Origin of the sequence: Pantoea sp. FN0307, assembly GCF_050113815.1 — a bacterium.
Lineage (GTDB): Bacteria > Pseudomonadota > Gammaproteobacteria > Enterobacterales > Enterobacteriaceae > Mixta > Mixta alhagi.
The window spans coordinates 835,856-854,386 of sequence record NZ_JBNJSO010000001.1; the positions used below are offsets into that span (position 1 = coordinate 835,856).

The window sequence follows — 18,531 nt, forward strand, 5'->3', positions numbered from 1 at the left end:
GTTTTTTGTTCGCTGTTATGTTCTGTCGCTGCTGGCGCGTTTACACCTTCTGCTTATACCCTGACGTATGGCGGGTAGCTTAAGGAAACGCATAACGGCCAGAACGGATATTTCAGGCTAAAGGAAACGGCAACGATGGACAGGGTTAAAGAAGGAACGCTGCGTTTATTAACGCTGGAAGAGATCGCGCTGGCACATTCCATTTTTGGCGGATCGATAGATTACGCACGCGTATGGATTCATTGCGACAGCTATTTGCCTTTTGGTTTGCAGAGAAGGGATACAGCAATGTCGCCTAATGGGGAAATTTGGTTCAGAGAAGAACTCTATGAACCCAACTTTGGCTCAATCTATACGCCTGCATCATCAAAGCATCTTTTTATTCATGAAATGATGCATGTTTGGCAATACCAACAGAGAATGTGGGTTCGGGCAAGAGGATTATTTAGCTGGGCTGCTGACTATACGTATCAGCTTGATGGTAAACCACTGTTACAATATTCACTTGAGCAGCAGGCTCAAATCGTTGCCGATTATTTTGTACTTTATACTTTTGGTTATAGGGTATGGAATATGTTCAGGCAACAAACTTATCCCGTTGTTACTCATCAAGGCAGTATTGATCGCTTAAGGTTACTTTCGCAATATCAAAAAACCATTTATTCAGCTGTGAAAAAAGGCTAACTATGCGCGCTATAAAAGCATTATTAATCATTACAGCAGTCACGATGTTAACTGCTTGCGAAGGAAAAACGCTTTACCTTTATCGGGCAAAGGTAACAACAATAAATGATAAAGTTTGTGTGTTAATTGATGCGAAAGATAATGAGAATTTAAACCTCATTGAAATCAATTCTTCTGATAGCGCGCAAAATACTTTCAGAAAATTTTATTCAATGGATGATAAAGCGATACCGCTTTCTCGTAACCAGTGCGTTCCCTTGTTTGATTATCCCTTTAAAGAGGGTCTGGCTTACGGCGTTTCGATCGCTACCTTTATTAAACCCGTAGCAAAAATGGACGGTAGAAAGTTTATCGCCACTTTCACACTCTACCGCGTCGATGGCAAACTGATGGCGACCCGGATATAAAATCAGAACAGCGCCGCCTGCTGCGGCCAGTCCGGGGATTCACCCACCTGCGGTAACGCCTGCTGCAGGCGCGGCCACAGCGTTTGCACCAGATCCAGCACCTCGCCGATATCGGGCGTATGAATAAACAGCCACGGCGTTCCCTTTTCCTGCCAGCCAGGCAGCTTGTTTAGCCAGTCCTCGAACCATATCTGATTTTCCTGCGGGGATTCGCTGCCGATAAAGCGCACCATCGGGTCGCTGGCGGTCATGATAGCGTGTGGCGGCACCTTTGGTTTTTTCGCTTTGGCATCCAGCGTGGCGGGCGTAACGGCATCAGAAGCGTGAACCGGGCGGCTGTCAAGGATCACGCGATTCACGCCGCGCTGATGCAGGCCGCGATTCAGTGCACGCTCCGCTTCGCCTTTGGCGAAAAAAGCCGGGTGGCGCACTTCAACGCCATAGCGGAACCCGGCAGGCAAACCATCAAGAAATGCCCACAGCGCCGCCAGCGAATCGGGACCAAAGGTGGCAGGCAGCTGCAGCCAGTACTGACCAATGCGGGCGCTAAGCGGATCCAGCGTGCGGAAAAAAGTATCCAGCAGATCGTCGCAGTCGCGCAGGGCAGCCTGATGGCTGATAGTGGCGGGAAATTTAAAACAGAAACGAAAATCATCGCTGGTCATATCATGCCAGCGCAACACCACCTCTGCTTTTGGCAGCGCATAGAGCGTGGTATTGCCTTCAACGCAGTTAAAATAGCGGGCATAGTCAGCCAGCGTTTCCAGCCCATAGCGTTTCCAGTGCGGATGTTGCCACTGCGGCAAACCCAGACGAAGTGTCATAATGCTCCCGTATCAAAGTGTCCCCGGCAAACTGACTCGCTCTGCAAACGCAAAAAGCGGATCACCCGCCGGGGCTTCACGGGCGGACAGGGGAGTGTCCACCACAGGTTACAGCGCGGCGATAATCTCATCGCTACGACGTATTTTTGCGATACGCGGGAAAATCCATTCCAGACTGCTGTTATGCTGCTCTACGCTGCCAGCGCTGCAAATATTCTCGGCAATGACCAGGTTAAAGCCCAGCTCCCAGGCGTTGCGCGCGGTAGATTCTACGCCAATATTGGTGGAAATGCCGCCCAGGACGATAGTATCGATGCCGCGCCGACGCAGCTGCAACTCCAGATCGGTGCCGTAAAAGGCGCCCCACTGGCGCTTGACCACTTCAATATCGCCAGACGTAACGCCCAGCGCCGTAGGGTAGTTCCACCAGTTTTCCGGCAGCGCGCCGTGCATCAGCGCAGAATCGACTTCCTGCTTCGGCGCATCGGCAAAATCAGGCGACCAGCCAACACGCACCAGCACCACCGGCGCGTTTACGGCGCGGAATTTTTCCGCCAGCCTGGCCGCACCTGCCACCACCTGCTGCGCGCTGTGCGGGCCGCCGGCAAAAGGCAGGATACCTTCCTGCAAATCGATTAAAACCAGCGCGGTTGATTCAGGATTGAGTTTCATAATGTTCTCCGCGAACAGACAAAAGCGTAAGCCTACGTGACTTGCTGGCGTGCGGGCGAGCAGAAAAATGTCGTTAATTCATGAATTTTGTGAATTTCTGTGTGCGCGGCGCTAACATGAGCCGGCAGGGAATAACAAATGCGCACACATTCAGCGCTGCGCGCCGTTCCCCCTTATCGTGCCTCGCTTTTTACATTATAATGCCTGCCTTTTTGCGGCAGCGTCTGCCTGAGGGTTATCCGCCGGATAACCAACTCCAGAACGATACATCAGCGCTGCCCATGCTGCAGCGGCGAAGTTAAAAGGATAGCGTTATGCGTACAGAATATTGCGGACAGATCAATCCGTCTCATGTTGGCCAGCAAGTGACTCTCTGCGGTTGGGTTAACCGTCGCCGCGATCTCGGGAGCCTGATCTTTATTGATATGCGCGACCGTGAAGGCATCGTCCAGGTCTTTTTCGACCCGGATCGTCAGGAGGCGTTCAATCTGGCGTCTGAGCTGCGTAACGAGTTCTGCATTCAGGTGACCGGCGTGGTCCGCGCCCGTGACGAACGCAATAAAAACCCCGATATGGCCACCGGCGAAGTAGAAGTTTTCGCCACCGACCTCACCATCATCAACCGCGCCGAGCCGCTGCCGCTGGATTTTAACCAGGTCAATACAGAAGAAGCGCGTCTGAAATATCGCTATCTCGACCTGCGTCGCCCTGAAATGGCGCAGCGCCTGAAGGCGCGTGCCAAAATCACCAGCCTGGTGCGTCGCTTTATGGACGATAACGGCTTCCTTGATATTGAAACGCCGATGCTGACCAAGGCCACGCCGGAAGGCGCGCGTGACTATCTGGTGCCGAGCCGCGTACATAAAGGCAAATTCTACGCGCTGCCGCAGTCTCCCCAGCTGTTCAAACAGCTGCTGATGATGTCCGGCTTCGATCGTTACTATCAGATTGTTAAATGCTTCCGTGACGAAGATCTGCGTGCTGACCGTCAGCCTGAATTTACGCAAATCGATGTGGAAACTTCCTTTATGACCGCGCCGCAGGTGCGTGAAGTGATGGAGCGTCTGGCGCGCCAGCTATGGCTGGAAGTGAAGGGCGTCGATCTGGGCGAGTTCCCGCAGATGACTTTTGCTGAAGCGATGCGTCGTTACGGTTCCGACAAGCCGGACCTGCGTAACCCGATGGAGCTGGTGGATGTCGCCGATCTGGTTAAAGAGGTTGAGTTCAAGGTCTTCTCTGGTCCGGCCAACGACGCCAAAGGCCGCGTAGCGGCGCTGCGTGTACCGGGCGGTGCGCAGCTTAGCCGTAAGCAGATTGATGAGTACGGCAAGTTTATTGAAATTTACGGCGCGAAAGGGCTGGCTTATATCAAAGTTAACCAGCGCGCGCAGGGCCTGGAAGGCATTCAAAGCCCGGTAGCGAAATTCCTTAACGCTGAAATCGTGGAAGCGATCCTGGAACGTACCGGCGCGCAGGATGGCGATATGGTGTTCTTTGGTGCTGATAAAGCGGGCGTGGTGGCTGATGCGATGGGTGCGCTGCGCCTGAAACTGGGTCGCGATCTGAACATCACCGACCTCAGCGCCTGGAAACCGTTGTGGGTTATTGACTTCCCGATGTTTGAAGACAACGGCGAAGGCGGCCTGACGGCAATGCATCACCCGTTCACCGCGCCGCGCGATATGACGCCGGAGCAGCTGAAAGCCGCACCGGAAACCGCCATCGCCAACGCTTACGATATGGTGATTAACGGTTACGAAGTGGGCGGCGGATCGGTACGTATCCACAACGGTCAGATGCAGCAAACCGTATTTGGCATTCTGGGTATTACCGAAACCGAGCAGCGCGAGAAGTTCGGCTTCCTGCTGGATGCGCTGAAGTTCGGTACGCCGCCGCACGCAGGCCTGGCATTTGGTCTTGACCGCCTGGTGATGCTGCTGACCGGCACCGATAATATTCGTGACGTTATCGCCTTCCCGAAAACCACCGCTGCAGCCTGTCTGATGACCGAGGCGCCAAGCTTCGCTAACCCAGCGTCGCTGGAGGAGCTGAGCATTCAGGTGGTGAAAAAGGAAAAGCCAGAGAGCCTGTAAGATGACGTTTAAGCATCCTGTCTCGGTACTGGTGGTGATTTTCGCGCAGGATACCGGGCGGGTGCTGATGCTACAGCGGCGCGACGATCCTGCGTTCTGGCAGTCGGTCACCGGCAGCCTGGAGGCGGGAGAAGCGCCTGTCGAGGCGGCGCGGCGCGAGGTGTGGGAAGAGCTGGGCATTGACGTGGCGGCTGAAGGGCTGACGCTTGAAGATTGCCAGCGGCAAATTGAATTCGAAATCTTTCCGCACTTTCGTCATCGCTATGCGCCGCACGTTACGCATAATATTGAGCACTGGTTTCGGCTGGCCTTGCCGGGCGAACGCAGCATTATGTTAAGCGAACATCTGGCCTTGCAGTGGCTGGATACAGCCACTGCCGCCCGTCTAACCAAGTCCTGGAGTAATCGCCAGGCGATAGAAGAATTCGTCGGCTAACCGCTGCCGACAGCCGCGCAGCGCACCGCAATGTGCGTGCTGTTTATCAGCAATAGCGCGCTGAAGCTGTCAGTCAGTCTGGACTGATGCAAAATCAACAGCGTCAGACATAAGGTGCGTTGTTTCCCTGCAGAGGGAACCGGCCTTGAGGCGTCTGACCGGTGTCAAACTGGAGAGAGCAGAGTTATGGCAGGTCATAGTAAATGGGCCAACACCAAACACCGCAAAGCGGCACAGGATGCCAAGCGCGGTAAAATTTTTACCAAAATTATTCGCGAGCTGGTGACGGCAGCGAAGCTGGGCGGCGGCGATCCCGCTTCTAACCCGCGCCTGCGTGCGGCCATGGATAAAGCGCTGTCTAATAATATGACGCGCGACACCATGGATCGCGCTATCGCTCGCGGCGTAGGCGGCGACGATAACAGCAACATGGAAACCATTATTTATGAAGGCTATGGCCCGGGCGGCACGGCGGTTATGGTTGAATGCCTGAGCGATAACCGTAACCGTACCGTATCTGAAGTGCGTCACGCCTTTACCAAATGCGGCGGCAACCTCGGTACCGATGGTTCCGTTGCCTATCTGTTCACCAAAAAAGGCGTGATCTCTTATGCGCCGGGCCTGGATGAAGATACGGTAATGGATGCGGCGCTGGAAGCGGGTGCGGATGACGTAGTGACCTATGAAGATGGCGCGATTGACGTCTTCACGCCGTGGGAAACCTTCGGAGAAGTGAAGGATGCGCTGGATGCGGCGGGTCTGAAAGCGGAAAACGCAGAAGTGACGATGATCCCTTCTACCAAAGCGGATATGGATATTGAAACGGCTCCGAAACTGATGCGTCTGATCGATATGCTGGAAGACTGTGACGACGTGCAGGAAGTTTATCACAACGGCGAAATGACCGACGAGGTGGCGGCAACCCTGTAATGGTTGTTGCCCTTCACCAACCTGACGGAGCAGCCTGATGGCGATTATTCTGGGCATTGACCCGGGTTCACGTATTACCGGCTACGGCGTGATCCGGCAGGTTGGGCGACAGTTGACCTACCTTGGCAGCGGCTGTATTCGCACCGGCGTTGACGATCTGCCCTCCCGTTTGAAGCTGATTTACGCGGGCGTGACGGAGATCATCACGCAGTTTCAACCTGACTTTTTTGCCATTGAACAGGTGTTTATGGCGAAAAACGCTGATTCAGCCCTTAAGCTGGGTCAGGCGCGCGGCGCGGCTATCGTGGCGGCGGTCAATCAGGATCTGCCGGTATTTGAATACGCGGCGCGTCAGGTGAAACAAACGGTGGTCGGCATCGGCAGCGCAGAAAAAAGCCAGGTGCAGCATATGGTGCGCACCTTGCTGAAGCTGGCGGCTAACCCGCAGGCGGATGCCGCCGATGCGTTGGCGATTGCGATCACTCACTGTCACGTTAGTCAGAATGCCAACAGGCTAAGCGATACGCGTCTGACCCTGACGCGCGGCAGATTGCGTTCGTAACCCATTATCAGGCTGGATATTCATCCAGCCTTTTTTATGTTATAACTCTGACACTTTCTCTCTCCCTGAATCAAAGGAAGCTACTGTGATAGGTCGTCTGCGAGGCATCATTCTGGAAAAACAACCGCCGCTGGTATTAATTGAAGCGAACGGAGTGGGATATGAGGTCCACATGCCAATGACCTGCTTCTATGAGCTACCGGAGCTGAATCAGGAAGCCACTATTTTTACGCAGTTTATTGTGCGTGAAGATGCCCAGCTGCTGTATGGCTTTACCAGCAAGCAGGAGCGCGCGCTGTTTCGTGAGCTGATTAAAGTCAATGGTGTAGGGCCGAAGCTGGCGCTGGCGATCCTTTCCGGGATGTCGGCACAGCAGTTTGTGACCGCAGTAGAGCGTGAAGAAGTCGCGACGCTGGTTAAGCTGCCCGGCGTCGGTAAGAAAACCGCCGAGCGGCTGGTAGTGGAAATGAAAGATCGCTTTAAAGGCATGCACGGCGATCTGTTTGGCGGCGACGCAACCTTTACGCTTACCAGCGAGAATGCCGCCATCGACAGCAACGATGCCGAGGCCGAAGCGGTTGCCGCGCTGGTGGCGTTGGGGTATAAACCGCAGGAAGCCAGCCGGATGGTTAGCAAAGTGGGCCGCCCGGACGCTGACTGTGAAACCCTGATTCGTGAAGCGCTGCGTGCTGCGCTCTGAGGTAAACCATGATTGAAGCCGATCGCCTGGTCTCACCTGGCAATGTGAGCGAAGAAGAAATTATCGATCGCGCGATCCGTCCGCGCCTGCTGGATGAATATGTGGGTCAGCCGCAGGTGCGCGAACAGATGGAGATCTTTATCAAGGCGGCCAAAATGCGCGGCGACGCGCTGGATCACCTGCTGATTTTTGGCCCGCCAGGCCTGGGTAAAACCACGCTGGCGAACATTGTTGCCAATGAGATGGGCGTGAACCTGCGCACCACCTCTGGTCCGGTACTGGAAAAAGCGGGCGACCTGGCGGCGATGCTGACCAACCTTGAACCGCACGATGTGCTTTTCATCGATGAAATTCATCGTCTGTCGCCGGTGGTGGAAGAGGTGCTTTATCCGGCGATGGAAGATTATCAGCTGGATATTATGATCGGGGAAGGCCCGGCGGCGCGCTCAATCAAGCTTGATCTGCCGCCGTTCACCCTGATCGGCGCCACCACGCGCGCAGGTTCGTTAACCTCGCCGCTGCGCGATCGTTTCGGCATTGTGCAGCGCCTGGAGTTCTATCAGGTAAAAGATTTGCAGCACATCGTGGCTCGCAGCGCCGCCTGTCTGGGGCTGGATCTGAGCCCGGAAGGCGCGCTGGAAGTGGCGCGACGTGCACGCGGCACGCCGCGTATCGCTAACCGGTTGCTGCGCCGCGTACGCGATTTTGCCGAAGTGCGCGCCGAAGGCGTGATGGATGGCGATGTCGCGGCGAAGGCGCTGGATATGTTGAATGTCGACCACGAAGGCTTCGACTATATGGACCGCAAGCTGTTATTAGCCATTATCGATAAGTTTACCGGCGGGCCGGTAGGGCTGGATAACCTGGCGGCGGCCATTGGCGAGGAGCGTGAAACCATTGAGGATGTGCTGGAGCCTTACCTGATTCAGCAGGGCTTTATTCAGCGTACGCCGCGTGGACGCATCGCCACACAGCACGCCTTTAAGCATTTCGGCATGACCCGCGAAGTATAAAAAACGCCAGCGCTAAGCTGGCGTTTTCGTCTGGTTAATCGCTATCAGGCCGGCACTTTTTTCATCTGGCTGATAATAAACAGCACTGCGGCACAAAGCACCACCGAAGGGCCGGCGGGCGTATCGTAAAAGGCCGAGAAGGTAAGGCCGCCGGTCACGGCAACAATGCCTGTACCGATAGCAATAAATGCCATCTGCTCCGGCGAGCGGGCAAAGCGGCGAGCGGTGGCGGCGGGGATCACCAGCAGCGAAGTGATAATCAGCGCCCCGACAAATTTCATCGCCACGCCGATGGTTAAAGCGGTAACCAGCATCAGCAGCATGCGCGTGCGCGCGATATTGACACCATCCACCTGCGCCAGCTCCGGGCTAATAGTCATGGAGAGCAAAGGTCGCCATTGCCAGGCGAGCGCCGCCAGCACCAGCGCCACGCCGCCGCCGATTATCCATAAATCCTCCGGCGTCACTGCCAGCAGATCGCCAAACAGATAAGCCATCAGATCCACGCGTACATTCGACATCAGGCTCACCACCACCAGCCCCAGCGACAGAGCGCTGTGCGCCATAATGCCCAGCAGTGTATCAATAGCCAGATGGGGACGACGCTCCAGCCAGACCAGACCCAGCGCCAGCAATAGCGTGACCGCAATTACCGCGTAAAAAGGATTAACGTTCAGCAACAGGCCAAAGGCCACGCCCAGTAACGAGGCGTGCGCCAGCGTATCGCCAAAATAGGACATTCGACGCCAGACCACAAATGACCCCAGTGGACCGGCCGCCAGCGCCAGCATTACGCCGCCCAACCAGCCGGGAAGTAACAGTTCAAGCATTATTTTTCCTGTCCTTTACGCAAAACTATCCGTCCCTGTAAATCGTGACGATGATTATGATGATGCCGGTAGATCGCCAGCTGCTCTGCGCCGCGTGGGCCAAACATAGCGATAAATTCAGGATGGCGCGACACCACTTCCGGCGTGCCGGAACAGCAAATATGGTGATTCAGGCAGAGCACTTCATCTGTTTTTGCCATAACCAGATGCAGATCGTGCGAGACCATCAGCACGGCGCAGTTCAGTTCAAGGCGCAGCTGGTTAATAAGATCGTACAGCGCAACCTGACCGTTAACGTCAACGCCCTGGGTGGGTTCGTCCAGCACCAGCAGATGTGGTTGATTAAGCAGGGCGCGCGCCAGCAGTACGCGCTGGGTTTCACCACCCGACAGCTTTTGCAGCGCGGCATGCTGCAGGTGACCGGCCTGCACGCGCTTGAGCGCAGGCAGAATATCCGCTTTGCGCGTGCCCGGACGCAGCCGCAGAAAACGCTCTACGGTCAGCGGCAGCGTTGGGTCAAGATGCAATTTTTGCGGAACATAGCCGATACGTAGCGGATTATTGCGTTTCAGCGTGCCGCTATCCGGCGCGATCAATCCAAGCACGACGCGAACTAAGGTGGACTTACCGGCGCCGTTAGGGCCAAGGAGCGTCAGGATCCGTCCTGGTTCCAGCGCTAAAGAGATATTGGACAATACCTGACGCTGGCCAAAACTGACTGAGATATTTTCCAGACTAATCAGTGAGGTCATAGTTATTAATGCTTGCAGAAGTTATCGGATGTTATAATATCACAATCCATCACCCAGTCACGATGGATTGACGCATTATGTTACAGAATAAAAAACCCCTTTTTCCTCTGCTATTTTCCCTTGGTTTTGCCGCTGCGTTTAGCGCACCTGCCAGCGCAGCGGTTATCGCTTCGATTAAACCGCTGGGCTTTATCGCCTCCGCAATCGCCGATGGCGTAACCCCGGTAAAAGTTTTACTGCCCGATGGCGCTTCCGAACATGATTACGCTTTGCGTCCTTCTGACGTTAAACGCTTGCAGAGCGCGGATCTGGTGGTGTGGATTGGTCCTGATATGGAAGCCTTTATCAGTAAAACCGCCAGCGCATTTCCTGCGGAAAAGAATCTGGAAATTGCCCAGTTGCCCACAGTAAAACCGTTGCTGATTACCGGCGCGGAAGAGGATGATGAGCATCATGAACATGATGAAGCACATCATGACGCAGCGCATGAACATCATGATCATGGACAATATAATATGCATCTGTGGATGTCGCCGGAAATAGCGCGCCAATCTGCGGTTGCAATCCATGAAAAATTATTGGAACTTATGCCGCAGCGCAAAGACAAACTTGACGCTAACCTGCAGCAATTTGAGGCAGATTTAGCGAAAAGCGATACGCAAATTGCGCATCAGCTGGCGCCGCTTAAAGGAAAAGGATATTTCGTTTTTCATGATGCTTATAGCTACTTTGAAAAGCACTACGGTCTCACGCCACTTGGCCATTTTACCGTTAATCCTGAAATCCAGCCGGGCGCGCAGCGTTTACATCAAATTCGAACACAGTTGGTTGAGCAAAAAGCGACCTGCGTTTTTGCTGAGCCACAATTCAGGCCGGCCGTAATCGATGCCGTTGCCAGAGGAACTCAGGTGCGTAAAGGTACGCTCGATCCGCTGGGAATGGGCATCAGCTTAGCAAAAGACAGTTATGTGAAATTCCTCTCACAGCTGTCGAGCCAGTATGAAAGCTGCCTGAAAGGAGCATGAGGAATCCCTAAAAGTGCAACAGATAGCCCGCTCTGTCGCTCTGGCATTTAATAATCTGCCGCGTCCCCACCGCGTTATGCTTGGGTCGCTGACCGTTGTTACTCTGGCCGTCGCTGTCTGGCGGCCTTTTGTTTATCACCCGGGTGAAACATCGCCCATCGTAAAAACCATTGAAATTGACAAAAACCAGCTGCGTACGCTGCTGCCTGAAGCCAGCGAGCCGCTCGATCAGCCTGCGCCGGAAGATGACCTGCCGCAGGATGAGATCGATCAGGACGTAACGGCGGAAAGCGGCACTCATGACTATGTGGTTTCCAGCGGCGACACCCTGAGCAGCGTGCTGAACCAGTACGGTATCGATATGGGTGAAATCAATCAGCTGGTTAAAACCGATAGCGATCTGCGTAATCTTCAGGTGGGGCAGCAAATCTCCTGGACGCTAACCGATGAAGGCCAGCTGCAACGCCTGACGTGGGAGATGTCGCGGCGCGAAACCCGCACCTACGATCGCATCGGTAACGGTTTTAAGATGTCCAGCGAGCTGCAAAAAGGCGAATGGAAAAACAGCGTGCTGACCGGCGAAGTCAAAGGCAGCTTTGTCAGCAGCGCTCAGCGCGCCGGGCTGACCAGCGCGGAGATCAGCGGCGTGATCAAAGCGCTGCAATGGCAAATGGATTTCCGCAAACTGCGCGCGGGCGATAAATTCAGCGTACTGATGTCGCGCGAAGTAATGGATGGCAAAAATGAACAGAGCCAGCTGCTGGGCGTGCGTTTACGCACCGGCGGCAAGGATTACTACGCCATCCGTGCCGAAGATGGCAAATTCTATGACCGCAGCGGCTCTGGCCTGGCGCGCGGCTTTATGCGTTTCCCAACGGTAAAACAGTACCGTGTCTCCTCTAACTTTAACCCGCGCCGTCTGAATCCGGTGACAGGCCGTGTCGCACCGCATAAAGGGGTGGATTTTGCCGTGCCGGTCGGCACGCCGGTACTGGCCGTGGGTGACGGTGAAGTGGTACAGGCGAAACGCAGTTCCGGCGCGGGCAACTATGTTGCTATCCGCCACGGCCGTCAGTATATGACGCGCTATATGCATATGAAAAAGCTGCTGGTGAAGCCAGGCGATAAGGTCAAACGTGGCGATCGCATCGGTCTCTCCGGCAACACGGGTCGTTCAACCGGTCCGCACCTGCACTATGAAATCTGGATCAATAACCAGGCCGTAAACCCGCTGACGGCGAAGCTGCCGCGCACCGAAGGGCTTACCGGCAAGGATCGTTCCGCATTTCTGGCGCAGGCAAGAGAAGTACTGCCGCAGCTCAAACTCAATTAAGCGTCAGCACTCTCTTATCAGCGGAGCGCACGGTAAAACGTGCGTTTCCGCTTGCTCTCTTTTCCCCCACGGGTGCGTTGGTTTCGTATTATTTAGGGTTGGTTTAACGACAACTTGCGGTAAGCGTTGCAAATTTACCTGCCGACACTATCATTAGCCGGTTATTGATAGAGGCGAGTGCATGGAAACCAGCAAGAAAAAAAATACAGAATTTATTCCCGTCTTCGATAAATCCTTCCTGTTACCCAAATACTGGGGAGCCTGGTTAGGTATCGGTGCGTTTGGCGTAATGGCAATGCTGCCTGCAGCGCTACGCGATCCTATCCTTGGCGCGGCGGGCCGCCTTGCTGGACGTTTTGCAAAAAGCGCGCGTCGTCGTGCGCAAATCAACCTGCTGTATTGCATGCCAGAGCTGTCGGAAGCAGAGCGTGAAGCGATCATTGATGACATGTTTGCCACCGCTCCGCAGTCAATGGCGATGATGGCCGAACTGGCGCTGCGTAATCCGGATCGCGTCCGTCAGCGTGTTCACTGGCACGGCCGGGAAATTATCGATGAGATGCTGGCAGAGAAGCAAAATGTTATTTTTCTGGTGCCGCACGGCTGGGCAATTGATATTCCTGCCATGCTGCTGGCTTCAGAAGGTCAGATGATAGCGGCGATGTTTCACAATCAAAGCAATCCGCTGAACGACTATATCTGGAACCGGGTGCGGCGTCGTTTTGGCGGCCGTATGCACGCCAGGAACGATGGTATAAAGCCCTTTATTAACTCGGTGCGTCAGGGGTATTGGGGATATTATCTGCCCGATCAGGATCATGGCGCAGAGCAAAGTGAATTCGTTGATTTCTTTGCCACTTATAAAGCGACGTTGCCTGCGGTGGGGCGGCTGATGAAAGTATGCCGCGCGCGCGTGGTGCCGCTGTTCCCGGTCTATAATGCCAAAAATCATCAGCTGGATATCTATATCCGCGCGCCAATGGACGATCTGCTTGATGCAGACAACCCAACGCTGGCGCGCCGCATGAATGAAGAAGTTGAGTATTTTGTGCGTCCGCATCCGGAGCAGTACACCTGGATATTAAAACTGCTTAAAACGCGGCGTGAAGGGGAGATCGAACCCTATAAGCGCAAAGAGCTGTTTCCGCGTAAATAGCAAAACGATAAGCACCCGCCGGTTGCATAAAGCAAAGGCAGGGCAGAAGTGACCACCGTCCCGCGCCTTCATGGCGCGGGATTTGCGTTCAGGCAGCCGGTAAGAGCCGTCTGAAGCGCATGGAGATGCATACCTCTGCTCAGAGCGGATTTACCGTACTGCGTCGCTTGCGCTCGCGCAGAAAAGCGGTCACCAGCACCAGCCACAGCAGGCCGCTCGCCAGATTGATCAGACTAAACCAGGCGCTCCCGCCATGAAAATAGCCGAATTTTGTCAGCTCAATACCCAACGCAAAAGCAATAATACTTACCATCCCTAACATGGCGGCCACGCTGCCTTTGCCTGCAGTGCTGGAAAAAAGCGTTAAACGATACAGCCCGGCGTTTACCATGCCTGCGCCGTAGGCGTACAGGCTCAGTCCGGCGGTCAGCCACAGATAGCTGTGGTTATCGATCAGGCTGGCTAACGCGGCGATAGTCAGTCCGGCCAGAATCGGCCATGCGCCAAAGCGTAACGGGCTCTCAATTGGCAGGCGGCTGGAAAGGCGGCTCAAGGTCAGGTTACCGGCGATCATCGCCAGAAAAACCGGCAGCTGCAGCAGGGCGTAATCCATGCGCGACAGCCCCTCATCCTGAATCAGAATGACCGGCGACAGCGCTACCCAGGCGAGGATAGGAATAAACACCAGCCCGATCGCCAGCGAGCCGCTCATGATTTGTCGATCGCGTGCCAGCGCCAGATAGCTGCGCGCCAGATTTTTCAGGCTAATGGAAACGGTACGATCGCCTGCGGTTTCCGGCATGGCGCGCCAAAGGCCAATCAGCGCCAGCGCCGCGATAACAGCAAACAGCCAGAACATGGTGCGCCAGTCACCTACGGTTAAAAAGGCTGCACCCGCCAGCGGACCAGCCAGCGGCGCCAGCAGCGCGACATTGGCCATCAGCGCCATAATCCGCACGCTGCGCGCCTCGTCAAACGCTTCCTGAATCGCCGCATAGCCTACCGCGCCGATAAAGCAGAGGCTGATGCCCTGCAAGAAACGCAGCACGATAAATTGCTCAATGGATGAAATCCAGTGCATCAGCGCGCAGCAGATAATAAAAAACAGTACGCCAGCCAGCATCACCGGACGCCGGCCATATTTATCTGATAACGGGCCAAGCAGCCATTGCAGAACAATGCCGCCGATCAGATAAGCCGTCAGGGAAGCGGAAACCCATTCGGCTCCAACATTGAATTCGTTGGTGACCAGCAGCATGCCGGGCTGGATCATGTCGTGCGCAATATAGGTAGCAAACTCAAACAGCACCAGCGAAAGCGGAAAAAGTAAATGCCTGAAGGTCAGGTTGAAAACCGGGGTGTATGCGGCCATGCAGGTATGCTCCAGAAAGATAAAAACGCGACCGCAAATGCGGCCGCGTCAGTATAACGATCAAAATTATATTAAAAATGAATTATTCCTGATGCGCGAACGCGGCAATCGGGTTAATCAGCTCCCCGGCAAACTTCAGGTTCTCTGCCGGATCGGCCAGATTAATCATCTGCTGATTATTCGCCAGCTGCAGGCGATTCAGACAGGAAAGCGCGAAGGTGGGCGCAAACAGATTATAGCGGGCAAATTTAGGTGCCAGCTGCGGATGCGCCTGCTGATAATCATGAACGCACTGCGCCACGCGCTGCCAGAAACGTGCTTCGGGCAGCGTCCCGCTGTCATCCAGAATAGCAGAGACGAAGCGGAAAATGCAGTCAAACACATCGGTAAAGATCGAAAGTATTTTCAGGTTTTCCGGTATCTCCACCGCCAGGCGTTGTGCCTTCTCCGGCAGCACCGCATCCGGGTTCAGCACCGCGATCTCCTCGCCAATATCCTTCATATAGGCGGCGATCGGCACATTATCTTCCAGCAGCAGGATCAGGTTTTCGCCGTGCGGCATAAAGACGATGTCATGTTGGTAGAAACAGTGCAGCAGCGGGCTTAGGTAGCAGGTCAGATAGCGATCGATCCAGGCTTCCGCCGCCAGGCCGGAATCAGCAATCAATGCAGGCAGCAACGGCTGCTGATGCTGATCGATATGCAGCAGTGAAGCCATGGTCATCAGACGCTGGTCAGGCTTCAGGTTCGCCACCGGATTATCGCGCCACAGCGCGGCAAACATCTTTTTCCAGGCGGAGTCGCCCTGAATGGCGCGCTCATAGTAACGGTTATGATAGCCAATCGCCGCTACCTCGCGCAGCAGACGGAAGTCGCACTGCTGTAGCCAGCGATCCTGGCTCACTACGCTTTCCAGCCACTGATTTACCGCTGGCGTGGTGGCCATATAGTAAGGCGACAGTCCGCGCATAAAGCCCATATTTAATACTGAGAGCGCGGTTTTGACATAACGTTTGTTGGGCTGGCTGCGGTTGAAGAAAGTGCGGATCGACTGCTGCGCCTGATAGTGATCTTCGCTTTCTCCCAGCCAGATAATATCGCGTGCGGCGATATCGGGTGCAAAAACCGTCAGCAGCTTATTCTGCCACTGCCAGGGATGGACCGGCATAAACAGATAATCCTGCGCATCCACGCCCAGCGCTCGCAGACGAGTATTAAACCCGGCGATGGTGGTTTCTCCGAGCTCCTCCTGCATTAACTGCTGATAGCTCAGCGAATCCAGGCTGGAGAAGTGCGCATTGCGGGTATGCACCGCAACCCAGACCAGGCGCACTGGCGTGGCCGCTTCCGGCGCGTAGGCGAGATAGTCACGCGCATCAAAACCGATGCGGCCATTATTGGCAACAAAGCAGGGGTGGCCTTCAGTCATTGACGCTTCCACCGTCTGGAAATCTGCTTTTACCAGCGCCGCGCTGTCCGGGTTGCCCTTTTGTAACTTATAGACGCTGCTACACAGCGTACTGGTGATCTCTTCCATATAGATCGCCAGCATGGCGGCAGGGATAGCAATCTGCTGCTTAAACTCAATAATAAACTGCAGCGCATCCAGCGGCCGCGGCTCGCCATTTTCACGCTTTTCCAGTGAGTCTGCATCAATTTGCCAGTGATCGAGCGCCAGACGGCGGGCGTGGAAAGTGTATACCGCTTCGCCGCCCGGCACCGCCAGCTGATAGCTACCGTTGGCGTCAGGCTGGGGTGAAATCAGTTTTTCATGGGCAAACTCAGCAATCGCCTTGCGCAGCAGCAGGCGGTTAGCCAGCGCCCAGTTGTCGCCGCTCAGGTGGTGTCCGTTGATCAAGGTTGGGTGTGTTGTCATCTGTAATTGTTCCTGCAGTTGCGCTTGCTGATAATCTTCGCGCTGGCAAAAGGCGAGCCAGGCGGTTTTATGGCCCATTTCGATGGTGTGCTGATAGCGGAAGCCGGCCCGTTTGTTCAGACGATGGATTTTCTCGTTACGCACGTCTGGCTCGACCACCACCCGCCGCACCTGCGGCAGGCTGAAGAGGTAATCCATTACCGTGCTGAATACCTGCCAGCTAAACTGCGGCAGCGGTTTTTCCGCAGGTGCAATCAGAATATGCATCCCATAATCGTCAGGGCGAGCCGGATAATATTTGCCCACCTCATCCTGTTCGGCGCGGTAAAACTCCATCAGGAAAACTGGCCGGTCATTGCAAAGGCCGATCATTGCCGCCTGCGGATCGTGGGCGGTCAGCTGCTGGTAAAAGTTAGCGACCTGTTCCAGCGTGTGGTTTTGCATACCCCAGAAGCGCGCGTAGCTTTGCGTCACCCAGCGATGGATAAGCGGCGCGTCCTCTGCGTTCATTGGGCGCAGGGCAAATTCACCAGCGGGTCGTTTGCAGCGATATAAAAAACTCATCTTAACGCTCCGTCTCTGCCGGAAAGGTCTGGAAGGCGATCCGTTTTTCAACCGGGTAGATCTCCCGTCCGGCGATTTCACGGATCAGCACCGAGTTGCGATAGCAGGCCATGCCGAGGTCGGGCGTGACAAATCCATGGGTATGCAACTCGGCATTTTGTACAAACACCGCGTTATGGCGATCGATGCTGTAGTTGCGCTGTACGTCGTAACGGCCCTGCTCATCCCAGCGCAGCCGGTGAGAGATGCCTTCAATAAACTGCGGCGGCCGGTAGTGATAGCCGGTTGCCATCACCAGACCCTCGGTACGGCGCGTATAGTGCTCATCCTGCTCGCGCTGATGCAGCGACAGCTCCAGCTGGTTATCCGGCAGGCGACGCAGTCCGGTCAGCGCTGAATTGGTAAACAGCCGCACCTTCAGGTCGCCATCCAACTGCTTGATATACATCAGATCGTAAATGTCATTTATCAGGCTGCTGTTGATACCTTTGAACAGGTTTTTATGACCGGCATTCAGCTGGTCACGTTTAGCCGGGGGCAGGGCGTGAAAATAGTCGATCCATTCTGGCGAGGTCATTTCCAGCGTCAGTTTGGTATATTCCAGCGGATAGAAGCGCGGCGCGCGCGTTATCCAGTTGAGCTGATAGTCGTGGCTGTCGATATCGCTTAACAGATCGTAAAAAATCTCTGCCGCGCTCTGACCGCTGCCGAGCACGGTTATTGAGCGCTGCGCCTGCAGCTGCTGCTTATTCACCAGATAGTCGCTGGAGTGCACAATCCGATCGCGCAGCGGACGGCTGCATTCCGGCAGCCAGGCGACCGGGCCGGTACCCAACACCAGTTTACGCGTGAGCCAGCTATGACGTTCGCCGCTGCGGGTATCAAGGGTCTGAAGCTGATAGCATTCGCGGCCCTCATCGTAGCTGACATAGTCAACGCGCGTATTCCAGCGCAGGTTATTCAGCTGTGAGCAGGCCCACTGACAGTACTGGTTGTACTCCTTACGCATCAGAAAGAAGCTTTCCCGGATATAGAAGCTGTAAAGCTTGCCCTTTTGCTTCATATAGTTCAGCAGGCTAAACGGGCTGGTGGGATCGGCCAGCGTCACCAGATCGGCCATAAACGGGGTTTGCAGGTGGGCGCTTTCCAGCATCATGCCGGTGTGCCAGTCAAAGCCGGGATTCTGGTCGAGAAACAGACCGTTAATCTCCTCCAGCGGCGATGTCAGACAGGCGAGGCTCAGATTAAACGGACCGATGCCAATGCCGATAAAGTCATAAACGGTGTCGTTCATCATTATGT

General features: G+C 54.9%; 18 protein-coding genes. 11 read left to right on the top strand and 7 right to left on the bottom strand.

Features of this window, described 5'->3' with window-relative positions; all coding sequences use genetic code 11:
* The first annotated feature begins 135 nt into the window (after nt 1-135).
* Nucleotides 136-684, top strand: coding sequence for a type IV secretion protein Rhs (locus ACQE3Z_RS03835; RefSeq protein WP_426972239.1), 549 nt, complete (start codon nt 136-138; stop codon nt 682-684).
* A gap of 2 nt (nt 685-686) precedes the next feature.
* Complete coding sequence (locus ACQE3Z_RS03840; RefSeq protein ID WP_426972240.1) at nt 687-1,091, top strand: putative T6SS immunity periplasmic lipoprotein; 405 nt, start codon at nt 687-689, stop codon at nt 1,089-1,091.
* A 2-nt stretch (nt 1,092-1,093) separates the two neighbouring features.
* Here ACQE3Z_RS03840 and ACQE3Z_RS03845 read toward each other — a convergent pair whose 3' ends face one another.
* Both ACQE3Z_RS03845 and ACQE3Z_RS03850 read right to left on the bottom strand, forming a co-directional pair.
* On the bottom strand, nt 1,094-1,915 hold the full coding sequence (locus ACQE3Z_RS03845; RefSeq protein ID WP_426972242.1) for a DUF72 domain-containing protein: 822 nt from the start codon (nt 1,913-1,915) through the stop codon (nt 1,094-1,096).
* Between the two features lie 108 nt (nt 1,916-2,023).
* Nucleotides 2,024-2,590, bottom strand: coding sequence for a hydrolase (locus tag ACQE3Z_RS03850; protein WP_426973049.1), 567 nt, complete (start codon nt 2,588-2,590; stop codon nt 2,024-2,026).
* 311 nt (nt 2,591-2,901) lie between these two features.
* Here ACQE3Z_RS03850 and aspS point away from each other — a divergent pair, with 311 nt between their 5' ends.
* The 6 genes from aspS to ruvB all read left to right on the top strand — a co-directional run bounded on the left by aspS (nt 2,902) and on the right by ruvB (nt 8,321).
* Entirely contained in the window at nt 2,902-4,680 is a 1,779-nt protein-coding gene (gene aspS / locus ACQE3Z_RS03855) for an aspartate--tRNA ligase (RefSeq protein WP_426972243.1), read from the top strand.
* Nucleotide 4,681: 1 nt separating this feature from the next.
* Nucleotides 4,682-5,116 (top strand): dihydroneopterin triphosphate diphosphatase, encoded by a 435-nt coding sequence (gene nudB / locus ACQE3Z_RS03860; RefSeq protein WP_426972244.1) that lies wholly within the window; start codon nt 4,682-4,684, stop codon nt 5,114-5,116.
* A 186-nt stretch (nt 5,117-5,302) separates the two neighbouring features.
* Complete coding sequence (locus tag ACQE3Z_RS03865; RefSeq protein WP_426972246.1) at nt 5,303-6,046, top strand: YebC/PmpR family DNA-binding transcriptional regulator; 744 nt, start codon at nt 5,303-5,305, stop codon at nt 6,044-6,046.
* Between the two features lie 37 nt (nt 6,047-6,083).
* Nucleotides 6,084-6,608, top strand: coding sequence for a crossover junction endodeoxyribonuclease RuvC (ruvC, locus tag ACQE3Z_RS03870; protein ID WP_085071454.1), 525 nt, complete (start codon nt 6,084-6,086; stop codon nt 6,606-6,608).
* A gap of 85 nt (nt 6,609-6,693) precedes the next feature.
* Nucleotides 6,694-7,308, top strand: a complete 615-nt coding sequence (gene ruvA, locus ACQE3Z_RS03875; protein ID WP_250650150.1) for a Holliday junction branch migration protein RuvA — start codon at nt 6,694-6,696, stop codon at nt 7,306-7,308.
* Between the two features lie 8 nt (nt 7,309-7,316).
* Nucleotides 7,317-8,321, top strand: coding sequence for a Holliday junction branch migration DNA helicase RuvB (gene ruvB, locus ACQE3Z_RS03880; protein ID WP_085071456.1), 1,005 nt, complete (start codon nt 7,317-7,319; stop codon nt 8,319-8,321).
* Between the two features lie 44 nt (nt 8,322-8,365).
* On the opposite strand, the gene znuB is transcribed toward ruvB, so the two are convergent.
* Nucleotides 8,366-9,151, bottom strand: a complete 786-nt coding sequence (gene znuB, locus ACQE3Z_RS03885; protein ID WP_426972248.1) for a zinc ABC transporter permease subunit ZnuB — start codon at nt 9,149-9,151, stop codon at nt 8,366-8,368.
* Nucleotides 9,151-9,903: a zinc ABC transporter ATP-binding protein ZnuC gene (gene znuC / locus ACQE3Z_RS03890; RefSeq protein ID WP_426972250.1), complete on the bottom strand. Its 753-nt coding sequence runs from the start codon at nt 9,901-9,903 to the stop codon at nt 9,151-9,153. The genes znuB and znuC overlap by 1 nt, the downstream gene beginning before the upstream one ends.
* 77 nt (nt 9,904-9,980) lie before the next feature.
* Here znuC and znuA point away from each other — a divergent pair, with 77 nt between their 5' ends.
* The 3 genes from znuA to lpxM all read left to right on the top strand — a co-directional run bounded on the left by znuA (nt 9,981) and on the right by lpxM (nt 13,417).
* Complete coding sequence (gene znuA / locus ACQE3Z_RS03895) at nt 9,981-10,928, top strand: zinc ABC transporter substrate-binding protein ZnuA (protein WP_426972252.1); 948 nt, start codon at nt 9,981-9,983, stop codon at nt 10,926-10,928.
* A gap of 13 nt (nt 10,929-10,941) precedes the next feature.
* A complete protein-coding gene (mepM, locus tag ACQE3Z_RS03900; protein ID WP_426972254.1) occupies nt 10,942-12,261 on the top strand; it encodes a murein DD-endopeptidase MepM in 1,320 nt (439 codons plus the stop codon).
* Between the two features lie 181 nt (nt 12,262-12,442).
* On the top strand, nt 12,443-13,417 hold the full coding sequence (lpxM, locus tag ACQE3Z_RS03905) for a lauroyl-Kdo(2)-lipid IV(A) myristoyltransferase (RefSeq protein ID WP_426972256.1): 975 nt from the start codon (nt 12,443-12,445) through the stop codon (nt 13,415-13,417).
* Between the two features lie 139 nt (nt 13,418-13,556).
* Here lpxM and ACQE3Z_RS03910 read toward each other — a convergent pair whose 3' ends face one another.
* The 3 genes from ACQE3Z_RS03910 to ACQE3Z_RS03920 form a co-directional block, all read right to left on the bottom strand.
* Nucleotides 13,557-14,789: an MFS transporter gene (locus ACQE3Z_RS03910; protein WP_426972257.1), complete on the bottom strand. Its 1,233-nt coding sequence runs from the start codon at nt 14,787-14,789 to the stop codon at nt 13,557-13,559.
* Nucleotides 14,790-14,871: 82 nt separating this feature from the next.
* Nucleotides 14,872-17,229, bottom strand: coding sequence for a GNAT family N-acetyltransferase (locus ACQE3Z_RS03915; protein WP_426972258.1), 2,358 nt, complete (start codon nt 17,227-17,229; stop codon nt 14,872-14,874).
* 1 nt (nt 17,230) lies between these two features.
* A complete protein-coding gene (locus ACQE3Z_RS03920) occupies nt 17,231-18,523 on the bottom strand; it encodes a lysine N(6)-hydroxylase/L-ornithine N(5)-oxygenase family protein (RefSeq protein WP_426972259.1) in 1,293 nt (430 codons plus the stop codon).
* Nucleotides 18,524-18,531: the final 8 nt, after the last annotated feature.

What these genes read in the sequence shown, in the direction of transcription:
- ACQE3Z_RS03835 (WP_426972239.1), top strand. Translation starts at nt 136, where the DNA reads ATGGACAGGGTTAAAGAAGGAACGCTGCGTTTATTAACGCTGGAAGAG.
- ACQE3Z_RS03840 (WP_426972240.1), top strand. Translation starts at nt 687, where the DNA reads ATGCGCGCTATAAAAGCATTATTAATCATTACAGCAGTCACGATGTTA.
- ACQE3Z_RS03845 (WP_426972242.1), bottom strand. Translation starts at nt 1,915, where the DNA reads ATGACACTTCGTCTGGGTTTGCCGCAGTGGCAACATCCGCACTGGAAA.
- aspS (WP_426972243.1), top strand. Translation starts at nt 2,902, where the DNA reads ATGCGTACAGAATATTGCGGACAGATCAATCCGTCTCATGTTGGCCAG.
- nudB (WP_426972244.1), top strand. Translation starts at nt 4,682, where the DNA reads ATGACGTTTAAGCATCCTGTCTCGGTACTGGTGGTGATTTTCGCGCAG.
- ACQE3Z_RS03865 (WP_426972246.1), top strand. Translation starts at nt 5,303, where the DNA reads ATGGCAGGTCATAGTAAATGGGCCAACACCAAACACCGCAAAGCGGCA.
- ruvC (WP_085071454.1), top strand. Translation starts at nt 6,084, where the DNA reads ATGGCGATTATTCTGGGCATTGACCCGGGTTCACGTATTACCGGCTAC.
- ruvB (WP_085071456.1), top strand. Translation starts at nt 7,317, where the DNA reads ATGATTGAAGCCGATCGCCTGGTCTCACCTGGCAATGTGAGCGAAGAA.
- znuB (WP_426972248.1), bottom strand. Translation starts at nt 9,151, where the DNA reads ATGCTTGAACTGTTACTTCCCGGCTGGTTGGGCGGCGTAATGCTGGCG.
- znuC (WP_426972250.1), bottom strand. Translation starts at nt 9,903, where the DNA reads ATGACCTCACTGATTAGTCTGGAAAATATCTCAGTCAGTTTTGGCCAG.
- znuA (WP_426972252.1), top strand. Translation starts at nt 9,981, where the DNA reads ATGTTACAGAATAAAAAACCCCTTTTTCCTCTGCTATTTTCCCTTGGT.
- lpxM (WP_426972256.1), top strand. Translation starts at nt 12,443, where the DNA reads ATGGAAACCAGCAAGAAAAAAAATACAGAATTTATTCCCGTCTTCGAT.
- ACQE3Z_RS03910 (WP_426972257.1), bottom strand. Translation starts at nt 14,789, where the DNA reads ATGGCCGCATACACCCCGGTTTTCAACCTGACCTTCAGGCATTTACTT.
- ACQE3Z_RS03915 (WP_426972258.1), bottom strand. Translation starts at nt 17,229, where the DNA reads ATGAGTTTTTTATATCGCTGCAAACGACCCGCTGGTGAATTTGCCCTG.
- ACQE3Z_RS03920 (WP_426972259.1), bottom strand. Translation starts at nt 18,523, where the DNA reads ATGAACGACACCGTTTATGACTTTATCGGCATTGGCATCGGTCCGTTT.